This window comes from Streptomyces sp. NPDC057963 (genome assembly GCF_042887155.1).
Taxonomy (GTDB): Bacteria; Actinomycetota; Actinomycetes; order Streptomycetales; family Streptomycetaceae; genus Streptomyces.
In genome coordinates, this window is the sequence record NZ_JBHVPX010000055.1 from 1 (window position 1) to 10,420 (window position 10,420).

At 69.2% G+C, this 10,420-nt stretch carries 14 protein-coding genes and 2 pseudogenes; 10 read left to right on the forward strand and 6 right to left on the reverse strand.

Annotated features, from left to right (window positions below; genetic code table 11):
• The 3 genes from ACFVT1_RS40655 to ACFVT1_RS40665 all read left to right on the forward strand — a co-directional run.
• Positions 1 to 202 (forward strand): transposase (locus ACFVT1_RS40655; protein ID WP_389805747.1); only part of this gene is annotated, 202 nt, incomplete at its 5' end.
• A gap of 34 nt (positions 203 to 236) precedes the next feature.
• Positions 237 to 680: a helix-turn-helix domain-containing protein gene (locus ACFVT1_RS40660; protein WP_389805750.1), complete on the forward strand. Its 444-nt coding sequence runs from the start codon at positions 237 to 239 to the stop codon at positions 678 to 680.
• Between the two features lie 22 nt (positions 681 to 702).
• Positions 703 to 960 (forward strand): hypothetical protein, encoded by a 258-nt coding sequence (locus tag ACFVT1_RS40665; protein ID WP_389805778.1) that lies wholly within the window; start codon positions 703 to 705, stop codon positions 958 to 960.
• Between the two features lie 433 nt (positions 961 to 1,393).
• Here the strand turns inward: ACFVT1_RS40665 and ACFVT1_RS40670 are convergent, their stop codons facing one another.
• From ACFVT1_RS40670 to ACFVT1_RS40685, 4 genes are all read right to left on the reverse strand, one after another.
• Positions 1,394 to 2,848, reverse strand: coding sequence for a DUF4157 domain-containing protein (locus ACFVT1_RS40670; RefSeq protein WP_389805753.1), 1,455 nt, complete (start codon positions 2,846 to 2,848; stop codon positions 1,394 to 1,396).
• Between the two features lie 41 nt (positions 2,849 to 2,889).
• Entirely contained in the window at positions 2,890 to 4,146 is a 1,257-nt protein-coding gene (locus tag ACFVT1_RS40675) for an IS30 family transposase (RefSeq protein WP_389805755.1), read from the reverse strand.
• Positions 4,147 to 4,653: 507 nt separating this feature from the next.
• Positions 4,654 to 5,505, reverse strand: coding sequence for an SDR family oxidoreductase (locus ACFVT1_RS40680; protein WP_389805758.1), 852 nt, complete (start codon positions 5,503 to 5,505; stop codon positions 4,654 to 4,656).
• Positions 5,506 to 5,781: 276 nt separating this feature from the next.
• Positions 5,782 to 6,663, reverse strand: a complete 882-nt coding sequence (locus ACFVT1_RS40685; protein ID WP_389805761.1) for an SDR family oxidoreductase — start codon at positions 6,661 to 6,663, stop codon at positions 5,782 to 5,784.
• Positions 6,664 to 6,749: 86 nt separating this feature from the next.
• On the opposite strand from ACFVT1_RS40685, the gene ACFVT1_RS40690 reads away from it, so the two are divergent.
• Both ACFVT1_RS40690 and ACFVT1_RS40695 read left to right on the forward strand, forming a co-directional pair.
• Positions 6,750 to 7,328 carry a TetR/AcrR family transcriptional regulator gene (locus ACFVT1_RS40690; protein WP_389805762.1) on the forward strand — a complete coding sequence of 193 codons (579 nt, stop codon included), beginning with the start codon at positions 6,750 to 6,752 and terminating at the stop codon, positions 7,326 to 7,328.
• A pseudogene (locus tag ACFVT1_RS40695) lies at positions 7,313 to 7,573 on the forward strand (TetR/AcrR family transcriptional regulator); the annotation flags it as partial. The gene ACFVT1_RS40690 and the pseudogene ACFVT1_RS40695, both read left to right, overlap by 16 nt.
• A gap of 87 nt (positions 7,574 to 7,660) precedes the next feature.
• Here ACFVT1_RS40695 and ACFVT1_RS40700 read toward each other — a convergent pair.
• Both ACFVT1_RS40700 and ACFVT1_RS40705 read right to left on the reverse strand, forming a co-directional pair.
• Positions 7,661 to 7,840 carry a hypothetical protein gene (locus tag ACFVT1_RS40700; RefSeq protein WP_389805780.1) on the reverse strand — a complete coding sequence of 60 codons (180 nt, stop codon included), beginning with the start codon at positions 7,838 to 7,840 and terminating at the stop codon, positions 7,661 to 7,663.
• A pseudogene (locus ACFVT1_RS40705) lies at positions 7,827 to 8,015 on the reverse strand (hypothetical protein); the annotation flags it as partial. The pseudogene ACFVT1_RS40705 and the gene ACFVT1_RS40700, both read right to left, overlap by 14 nt.
• Here ACFVT1_RS40705 and ACFVT1_RS40710 point away from each other — a divergent pair.
• The 5 genes from ACFVT1_RS40710 to ACFVT1_RS40730 all read left to right on the forward strand — a co-directional run.
• Complete coding sequence (locus tag ACFVT1_RS40710) at positions 8,002 to 8,826, forward strand: NAD(P)H-dependent glycerol-3-phosphate dehydrogenase (RefSeq protein WP_389805765.1); 825 nt, start codon at positions 8,002 to 8,004, stop codon at positions 8,824 to 8,826. The pseudogene ACFVT1_RS40705 and the gene ACFVT1_RS40710 sit on opposite strands and share 14 nt — an antisense overlap.
• 61 nt (positions 8,827 to 8,887) lie before the next feature.
• Positions 8,888 to 9,241 (forward strand): hypothetical protein, encoded by a 354-nt coding sequence (locus tag ACFVT1_RS40715; RefSeq protein WP_389805767.1) that lies wholly within the window; start codon positions 8,888 to 8,890, stop codon positions 9,239 to 9,241.
• Complete coding sequence (locus tag ACFVT1_RS40720) at positions 9,228 to 9,521, forward strand: hypothetical protein (protein ID WP_389805770.1); 294 nt, start codon at positions 9,228 to 9,230, stop codon at positions 9,519 to 9,521. Before ACFVT1_RS40715 ends, ACFVT1_RS40720 begins: the two co-directional genes overlap by 14 nt.
• A 2-nt stretch (positions 9,522 to 9,523) precedes the next feature.
• Complete coding sequence (locus ACFVT1_RS40725) at positions 9,524 to 10,078, forward strand: hypothetical protein (protein ID WP_389805773.1); 555 nt, start codon at positions 9,524 to 9,526, stop codon at positions 10,076 to 10,078.
• Between the two features lie 11 nt (positions 10,079 to 10,089).
• A partial coding sequence (locus ACFVT1_RS40730; protein WP_389805775.1) for an IS5 family transposase occupies positions 10,090 to 10,420 on the forward strand: 331 nt, incomplete at its 3' end.

A 10,420-nucleotide genomic window follows, 5' to 3' on the forward strand; every position in this document is an offset into this window, starting at 1 on the left:
CGTCCGCATCGCCCGCAAGGGAATCGAATCCAGTGAACGGCTCGGACGCCGAAGGTGGGTCATCGAACGCACGATGTCGTGGCTGACCGGCTACCACAGACTCAACCACCGCTACGAACGCCATCCCCACAACTACCTGGCCTTCCTCGGACTCGCCGCCACCCACTGCTGCTACAAACAACTCCTCCGACTCACCACATAGGACACGGTCTTATACATGGCGGCTGCGCGAAGTCATGACTCAGCACCAGATCTTCACGGCCACCGAGCTGGTGCCTCTGTTGCGCGAGCGCCGCGTCGGCCTGTCCGCCTCTCAAGTCCACCGCCTGGTCTCCGGCACCCTGGAACGCTTGTCGTTGCAGGTCATGGCCGCGCTCTGCGACATTCTGTCCTGCACCCCGGCCGACCTGGTGGCCGCCGCGGCCGAGAAGGCCGGAGTCCGCAAGACCGCCGCCGGAGACCTGCCCGCCCCGCCCGCGAACGTCGCGAAGCTGTGGCCCGCGCCGCCCGCATCCTGCCCGACGCATGCCCCCTACGCCCCCCCACGAGCAGTACGAACGCTGGTACATGGCCAAGTCCTGCCGCTGCGGCCGCCGCAGACACAAGGCCGGGACCTGGCTCTCCCGCTTCCGCACCTGGCGCAGGCAGGTCGGCGCTGTCAGTGGCGGCTGCGAGGCTGAACGGACGGACCGTGATGACGAGCTGTTGCTACGCCGCCGGGTCTACGGCGCCGACCACGACCACCCGGGCCCGCGGCCGGACCGGCGCTACGCCGAACTGGTCGGCAACCCGCTGGACGGCCTATTGCTTCTCGACATCACCGGCTGGACGCAGGACGAAGTCGACACCGACTGCGCGTTCTCCACCCAGCCGGGGCAGTTCGGCGCCGGTGGCCAGGCCATGTACAACCCGCGCCCCGGCGACCCGGCCCGCTTCGACTTGACCGGCGACGCTCCCTGACGTTCCCGGGCCGGCTCACCCCTCGAACCGGCCCGGGGCACGCTGGGAGGCGTGACCAGCACGCCGACCGTCGTGCACCAGCCCTCGTGGGCTATTTAGGGTCAGAGAGGCGGTTGCGCAGGTCAGACGGCGCTCCAATGATGAAGGCACGTAAGGCATGTGGCTGATCGGAAACGATCGCCGAATCGTTTCCTGGGCATCTGACACGGCCCCGCTGCGCGCCCCCCTCAGCGTGGGGCGCACGCTGCAGCCCCTGCCCCTCCCCGTCCGCCGCAGCGAGGACTGCACCGTCGAGCCGATGTACGACCATGAACGGGCCGCACTGCTGGCCGGGCTCGACAGGCCGTAGCCGCGCCCTTGCGGGACGGCTACGGGCGGGCGTTCAGGGGCAGGGCGGGCAGGGCGGATAAGCTCAGGTCGGGGTCGAGTCGGGTCACATGAGCTTCCGGCGGCCGGTCTCCCTTCTGAGACCGCCCACGTTGATCGGCTGGAGGATGACGGTGATCGCGCCGACCGAAAAGTGCTGCACCGGAGCGCCGGTGTTTCGCCCGTGGAAACTGTGCGGCAGCGCCTGCCCGTTGGTCGGGTCAGTGCCCGCCGTATACATGTCGACGATGCCCTCGTGCCCCTGGCGGGCCTTTGCGTCGGTGCCGTCCGCGGCCTGCTCCACGGTGATGCGGTCATCGCCGTCCACGGCGACCACGGCCGCCACGTGGTAGGGCCACCCGCTGGTGTTGGCGGGCAGCTCGAAATCCTCGTCCCACGCGGTCTCCACGATGGCGAACGCCTGGCCGGGGTCCGGCCGTTCCTCGCCGTTCGCGTGCGGGCCGCCGGGCCTGGCATGCGCGTAGGCCCGGGCGCCCTCCACGTTTTCCCTTTCGCCCAAGCCGAACTGAGCGCCGCCCAAGGCGAATTCGCTGGCGTCCTGCCCCAGGGCCAGTCGCTGCTGGTGCATGATCTCCTCGGCGGTGTGGGCACAGTCCGCGAGGAAGGTCGTCGACGGCTCGTACTCCGCGTACGTGCGCCCCCCGATGTCCCCGCTCTGCCCGGTCGGCGTGCAGTACCGGGGCGCTGGGGCGTCCTCCGCGACCCAGATAACGGTGGTGTCCGCCCCGGGAGTGACGGTCATGAGATATAGGCCATTCTCCGAGATCCGTACGGGCCCCAACTCCACGGTGGTGACCTGGGAAAAGCGCTGGAGGGCCGTCGCATCGGTGCCGCGCGCCGTGCCCCGGGCCATGGCGTCTGCTTCCCGCTGTACGGGGGCAACTTGGGGGCCCTGGTCGCTCCGGGCGCTCTGCTCGGGCGTCCGCCTCATCACCCGGACCGCGTTGGCCTCAGCCTCGCGCTCGAAGCGGTCACCGGGGTCGGAGACGCTCAGTCCCGCCCCGTTGTCCGTGCCGGCCACCGGACCCTGGCGCTGCTGAATGACGTGCGTCAGCTCATGGGCGAGGGTGTGCTTGTCGCCGCCGCCGTCGCCAATGACGACATGGCTGCCGGAGGTGTAGGCACGGGCACCCACCTCGGCGGCGGAGTCGCGGGCTGCGGAGTCGGTGTGCAGGCGGACGTCGGAGAAGTCGGCGCCGAGGCGGGATTCCATCTCCTGGCGCAGCAGTTCGTCCAGCGGCTTGCCCGGCGCGCGCAGCACGTCGTGCACGGTGGAGCGCTGCACCGGCTCCGCCGTGGGCTGTTGGTGGCCGCAGCCTGCGCCGTGCTGGTGCCGGTCCTGCTGGAGCATACGGACGACGGCCGCGTTGCCGACGGTGCGCTGCAGCTCGAGTAGCGCATCGGGCACCCGACTGCTCGGGGCCTCCCCTGGCCGCTCAGCCGCGCTCTTGACGGGGCGCTGCGGCTGCTTTTCGTTCTTTCTCGCCTCTTGCGAGTACATGTACTTCCGCTCGTAGGGCTGGCAGTTTCGCTGTGCTCCCCCTACTTACCTGGTGCAGTGGTTGCGGATAAGGGGTGTACGGGCACGATGCGGTAGCCCGTATGGGCAGCACGTCCGCCTGGCGGGTATCGACCGGATCGCCGCCGGCACGCCGTACTGTCGAGTCGGCACGGAGCGCGGTAGCCGTGTGTCTTGCGCGGACGGTGGTTGAGCTCGTGGGCGATGGCGTCCAGGTCGGCCTGGCTGAACGTGCGGAGGTCCGCGCCCTTGGGGAGGTACTGCCACAGCAGCCGGTTGGTGTTCTCGTTGGTGCCGCGCTGCCACGGACTTCTCGGCTTGCAGAGGTAAATCGGCATCCCGGTCTCGGCGGTGATGACCTGGTGCTCGGTCATCTCACGGCCCCGGTCCCAGGTGAGCGTCCGCCGCAGCGGGGTCGGGATACCGAGGAGACTTCTGGTGAGGTGCGGGGCGACCTGCTCAGCCTTGATGCCGTCCGGTAGCGCAACGATGGCCGTGTAGCGGCTGGTGCGCTCGACCAGCGTTGCGATTACCGAGGGCCGGGTGCCCATCACGAGGTCGCCCTCCCAATGGCCGGGAACCCTGCGGTCCTCGACCTCGGCGGGGCGGGCGGTGATCGACACCATGCCGCGGATGATCCCCCGCCCAGTGGGCCTTCGGGCGATCTTCGGGCGACGCATGGGCCGCGCAGACCGCAGCCGCTGGATAAGGTCACGGTCGATCGCCTGGCGGCGGCGCGGGTCGTAGAGCGAGAGATGGATCGCCTCGTGCGAGATCTGCATCGAGGTGTCGCCAGGGAAGTGGCGTCGCGGCCAGCCCGCGACCTGCTCGGGCGACCAGCACAAGGCCAGCTTGGCCTCCACCACCGCGCGCAGAGTCGGCCGTTGGGCCGGCTTGGCCTTCTTGGGCCGGCGTCCGCGTTCGTAGGCGGCCGCATCGGCGGGCGCTGCACGGTAGCGCTCCCGGCCGCCGTTGCGGGCGATCTTGCGGGAGACGGTCGAAGGGGATCGGCCCAGCCGCTTGGCTGGCTGCCGGGCAGATTCTCCGGCGGCGATGCCGGGGGATATCTCCTCGCGCTCGCCGCAGGTCAGATGCCGCTCTGACCGCTTCTGCGGGGCCAGGCGGACACCACCGCTCTGGTACAGAAACTGGCGGACGTGGTGCATCGGTGCCCCGAGCGCCCGCCCCATCAAGCTGAACGACTGCCCCTCTCGCCAGCGTCTCCAGATCTCGTCCTGCTGAGCCGGCGAAAACCCGTAGTCACGCACCTGCGCCTCCACGATCACATGATCATCCGTGGGTGGTGCGTTGATCACTTGAGGGTGCCGTCGTTTGACGACAGGCAGCGTGCGGCAGCCGGAGCAGCGGAAGGGCGTTGACCGCCCGGCACTGGTGCCGGGCGGTCGTTGTACTCCGGAGGGCCCGGTGTCCGGAAGCCCTGGAAAACCTGAGACGGCTGCGGGATGCCTGGAGTCGCCTGCTCGACGGCACTGTCACCGATGCCAACGAGATCGCCACGGTCATCTCGGCCTTCAGTACATCGAGACCCAGCTCTCCCAGAACTCGGACGGTCCCGGGAGGCTCCGGTAGCCAACACAGCCGTCCCCGCGGCCGACGGGGGCTTTGTATCTCAGTACGAAGACCGACACAGTCGACCCCGCTCTGCGCGTACCGTGAAGACATGGCCGGGTGGGTGCGCCGCTGCGCGTTCCACCATTGTTGCCAGGGTGGGGGAAACCGGAGTGCCGAGCAGACCGGGCCCCGTATGGCTGGTCAGCACGACAAGCTCAGCGGAAGTCGTCGGCGTGGTCGACGGCCCACTGGGCGTAGGTGTGTGCCGGAGCGCCGGTGATCTTTTCGGCGATGACGGAGGTGACGGCCACGACGCCGTCGGCGGCGGCCCACTGACTCACGATTGCCTCGGCCACGACCGGATGCATTGTTCTGGCGACTTCCACGCGAGCCTGCTCGTCGGAGATGTGTTCAACCCGGATATGACGGCCGACGGCCTCGCCGATGTGCTCGACCTGGCGTTGCAGGGTCAGGGGCTCAGCCCCGTAGATGGTGTAGGCCTGGTGCGAGTGGCCCGGTTCGGTCAGGGCGGTCACCGCCAGCGCCGCGATGTCCTTCTCGTGCACCGGTGCCGACTGTGCGAGCGGATAAGGAAGGCGGACGACGTTGTCAGTGCGGATCGATTCGGCCCACCAGGTGCGGGTGTTGGTCGCGAATGTCCCCGGCCTGAGGAACGTCCAGTCCGTGCCGGACCGTTGGACGGCCTGCTCGATCGTGCGGTTCAGGCGGGCGACCGGGTGGTCGGCGTCGGGGTCCAGGACGACCGACACCGACGAGAGCAGAACCACCTGCCGGATCCCCGCAGCTGCGGCCGCCGCAGCGACCTTCTCGATGTCGTAGGGCTTCTGGGGGTCGAGCATTCCGTACAGGAACACCTTGTCGGCGCCGTCGAGCGCTGCGGGCAGCGTCTCGGGACGCTCCAGGTCGGCGACGACTGCTTCGCACCCAGGCGTCAAGCCCGCGGCTGAGGTCCTGCTGACTGCTCTGACCTGCTCACCGGCGACCAGCAGGCCATCGGCCACATGACGACCGACGTTACCGCGAGCGCCGAAGACAACTGCCACCATGATGGAACCTCCTGCTTGTTGTGGACATGAATTGCCGCACTGGCGCGGGTAGTGCGAGATGTGTCGCTGCCACGCGGGTGGCGGACCGGCGCCGGCGGGCCTGGTTGCTGGCGATGGTGTGGGGAACAAGTCGGGAGCCGGAGCGCGTTGACCGCGGGATGTGGGGGTACGAGATGCCGCTGCGGCGAGACGGTCGGTCGCGAGTGACGTAGGTGAGGGTTCTCCGCTGTCAACGTAAGCGCCGACAGCGGGTCAGCCGGGATCGTCGGTCGCCGATCAGGACTGGATGTTCTCCAGGTCCTCCAGAAGGCTGGGGTGCTTCGGCTCCCAGCCGAACGCCTGCCGGGTGCGGGTGCTGGACGAGGGCTGGTCGGCCTTGAAGATCGGGCCGAGCGCGCCGTAGGTCTCCTCCGGCACCGACTCGACCGGCAGGCCCAGCCGTCGGCCGATGACGGCCGCGATGTCCCGTACCTTGTCCCCCTCGTCGGCCACGGCGTGCCAGGCGGTACCGGCCTCCGCCTGCTCCAGGGCGAGCCGGAAGAGAACGGCCGCGTCGAGCGCGTGGACGGCGGGCCAGCGCTGTGTGCCGTCACCGGGGTAGCCGGAGATCCTGCTCTGGCGTGCGATGTTGGTCAGCAGACCGGCGAACCCGCCCGTGCCCTCGTTGTGAACCGTGCGCGGCATGCGTACGGACGTGCTCCGGACCCCGCGCGAGGCCAGGCCCAGGACCGCCGTGACCGTGCGACTGCGGCCGCCGACCGGCCCGTCGGTCGGCACCGGGTCGGCCTCGGTGGAGGCACGGCCCGGCACCCAGGGCGTACCCGAGACGGTGACCAAGGGGCGGTCGCTGCCGACGAGCTCCTCGCCGAGGGTGGTGAGGGCGGTGGTCTCCTCGGCGACGTTCTGGGCGAGGGCCTCGGGGCTGCTGAAGTCATTGCCGAAGGCCAGGTGGATCACCCCGTCGGCCTGGGCGGCGCCTGAGCGCAGGACGTCCAGATCGGCGAGGCCTCCCCGCAGCGGCTCGGCGCCAGCTGCCTCGGCGGCCTGTGCGGAGGCGTCGGAGCGGGCGAGCGCGAGGACGGTGTGGCCGTTGCCGAGGAGTTCGGCGACGACGGCGGAACCGATCAGACCGGTGCCGCCGGTGACAAAGACGCGCATGGAAACCCTCCCAGAAGTGATGGGACTCTTGTCCCGTCACCCTAGCAGGGTGACGGGACAAGAGTCCCATCACGTATGCTGAACCCATGGGTCGATGGGAACCAGGTGCGCGTGAACGCCTCGTCGTGGCTGCGGTCGACCTGTTCACGGAGCAGGGGTATGACGCCACGACGGTCGCGCAGATCGCCGAGCGTGCCGGGGTCACCAAGAGCACCTTCTTCCGGCACTTTCCCGACAAGCGCGAGCTGCTGGTCGCCGGGCAGGAGACGCTGAGCCGGCTGCTGGCAGAGGGGATCGCCGACGCGCCCGGTAACGCCAGCCCGCTTGAGGCAGTCGCTGCCGGTCTCGAGCGAGCCTCGGCCGCGATGGGCCCCAGGAGTCGCGAGCTCGCCCCCCGCCTGAAGACGGCCATCGCCTCCAGCGCCGAGCTTCAAGAGCGTGACACCCTCAAGACCGTCAGTCTCGCGGCCGCGATGACAACCGCTCTGGTCGCCCGCGGCGTACCCGACCCGACTGCGGCTCTCGCGGGCGAGCTGGGCGTCCTCGCTTTCAAACGGGGGTACGCCGAATGGGCCGAGGGCGACCGTGGCGCCGAGGACGAGCTCGCCGGGTACACCCTGGCGGCCCTGGACGAACTGCGTGCGGCGAGCGCATCGCTGGGCTGACCGGACGAGCATCGTCCAGCGCTGGTGCGGTGGACGAGAAGCAGACCTCACAGCTCTTCCTCACCGCCGAGCGGGAGTTGGGGCGCCTGGCCGGTGACGCTGACATCGACACACTCGCCCCCATCCTCGTCGGGGCCGGGTATTTGCTGTTCGCCGACCGGGCCAGCGCCCCACCGCAGATCGCCGCGGTCCGCAGGATGGTGACCACTGTCATCGCCGGCGCCTTGCGACCACTTCAGTCGTGACCAAAGAGCCCAGGTCACACGTCGCGCAGCTCCTGCCCCTCCGATCTGGGCTGTCCTGTGCCATCGAGGCTGAGTGACCTGGGTCACTCAATACGGCGAGGCTTTGGCCGCTGTGGAGTCTTGGAAGCCGAGGTAGAGCTTCGTGACGGTCGTCAGGGTGAGCCAGGTGTCGTGGTCGTCGAGGAAGGATCGCCACGACTGCGTCGCGGTGAGGCCCTGCGTGTAGTGGTGCTTGATCCTTCGGTAGGTGTCCTCGGGCGCCGTCATGCCAGTGCAGCCGGAACGGCTGTGAAGAGATGCCTCTGACTTGCGGATCAGCGTCCAGCAGGATCAGCCGGTCCCGCCCCAGCCACGACTCGTGGCCGACGTGCCCGCCGGTCGTAGCGCAGAAGTACCAGCCCGCGAAGCTCTCCCCGCCCTTGGGCCAGGTGACCGCTACCACCGACCTGGCAGCCGTGATGAGCGGCGCCGACTACCTCGTGCTCTCCATCCCCGCCCAGTCCCCGCGGGCCAACCTCACGGCCTGGTCCCCGCACATCCCCGACAATGTGGTGATCGTCTCACTGATGAAGGGCATCGAGCAGGGGACCGGGATGCGGGCCAGCGAGGTCATCGCTGAGACGACCGGCGTGGCAAAGGAAAGGATCGCGGTCCTCTCGGGCCCCAATCTCGCACGCGAGATCGTCAGCGAGCAACCGGCCGCCGCCACCATCGCCTGCCACGATGAGGATGTGGCCCGCCGCTTCCAAGCCGCCTGTCACACCACCTACTTCCGCCCGTACACAACCACCGACGTCATCGGCTGTGAGCTGGGCGGCGTCCTCAGGAACGTCACCGCCCTGGCCGTCGGCATCGCCAGCGGCATGAAAATGGGCCAGAACGCCACCGGGGTGCTCGTCGCCCGGGGCCTGGCGGAGGCCATCAGGCTGGCCACCGCACTGGGCGCCGACCCCATCACCCTCACCGGTCTGGCCGGCCTGGGCGACCTGGGCGCCACCTGCTCCTCGCCCCTGTCGCGAAACCGCACCTTCGGGTCACACCTCGGCACCGGGAGCACCGTCGACCAGGCGGCCGCCGCCACTCGGCAGACCACCGAGGGCGTGAAATCGGCCGACGCAATCCTTACTCTCGCCCATGCCCACGGCATCGAGATGCCGATCACCGAGACCGTCGCCGCGCTGCTGCGCGGGACACTCACCCTCGACGAGGCCGCAGCCGCGCTCATGGAGCGGCCCGCGAAATCCGAGCACTGACCGGCTCCCCCAGCGGGGCTCACCACCACACTTCTCCCTCCCATCCGGAGGTCCATCTGTCGTGCCCGCATCACTCGTCAGCACCGCCGAGCTCGCTCTGACCGCCGCCCTGGCAACCTGGATGGCCTTCGGCTTCACCAAGCGCCCCGGCCGATGGTTCCGCTGGAAACTCTTCGCCAACGCCACCTTCACCGTCGTCACCCTCACCGGGACCAAGGATGGGCGCACTGAGCTGGTGAACCCGTACGCGGAGCTGTCACCCGGCAGCCTCCTCCTGCCACCCCCCGTGCTCCAGACGATCATCAGCCACTACGTCCGCACCGGCCGCTACGACCAGATCGACGGTCACGGACGCGTCCTGTCCACGCAGGGCGAGCAGCGGATCGAGGTGCGCGACAGCAATGTGGTTCTATGACGCCGTCGCCTCCGGGTTTCAGTACCCCACCGATCCCGCGCGCCTCCAGGCGTTCCGGATGGCCTTCGGGGCAGTGCTGACCGTCCGGTTCGCCGTCGCCTTCACCAGCGGCGGCTGGAGCCGGTTCGCCCCGGGCCAGATCCAGGCCGCCCTCGCCCGCCGGCGTCACGGTGCCGCCAGGGCCCGCGTCCTGTTCGCCGTTTACCGGCCGCTGCTGGTCTTGCGCGTCCAGGCGGCACCGGCACTCGCCCTGGGTCTCGCCCCCACCTTGCCCTGCTGATCGTGCTTGCCGGCGCCGCAATGGAGTTCGCCTATCTGAGGAGCCCCAGCGCCGTCCGCTACACCGTCCTCACCGGCACCTGCCTCCTGCTCGCCGGAAACCTCGGCAACGGCCTCGCTCTCAACCACACACCCAGCCACGCCAACACCTGGGCACAGTGCCTGCTCGTCCTGATCACCACGGACATCTACCTCAACTCCGCCTGGCAGAAAATCCGATCTCACCAGTTCCGCAGTGGCCTCCACCTCGCCCAGTTCATCCACACCTATGCCCACGTCAAGGGCCAGCTCGTCCACCTGCACCAGTTCGCCATCCCCAGCCCCGTCCAGCGCCACCTCGGCAACCTCACCGCCCGGGAGATCCGGATCTGGCGCATGCTGTCCGTCATCGTTATCGCGGTGGAGATCGCGCTCCCCGTCGGCCTGCTCCTCCCCCAGTCCCTGCCCTACACCGTCGCCGCAGGCGTCGCCATGCACGCGGCGTTCCTGTGTCTCAAGCCAGTCCAACTTGTGACCTTCTCCGGGCTGGTCACCACAAGCTACCTAAGGCTTGTCTGATAATTGATCTTGTGGCAGGTCGAGGTGAGTTGACGGACGCGGCGTGGGAGCGAATAGATCCCCTGTTGCCACAGGTGGACGGGCGTGGCCGTCCGTGGCGTGATCACCGGCAGGTGGTCAACGGTGTGTTGTGGCGGCTGCGGACCGGGGCCCCGTGGCGCGACCTGCCCGAGCGGTACGGGCCGTGGCAGACCGTCTACGAGCGTTTCGCCCGCTGGGAGGCGGACGGCACGTGGGCAAGGTTGCTGGAACAGGTGCAGGTCCGTGACGACGCGGTGGGCCGGGTGGAGTGGACCGTCTCGGTCGACTCCACGGTCAACCGTGCCCACCAGCACGCTGCCG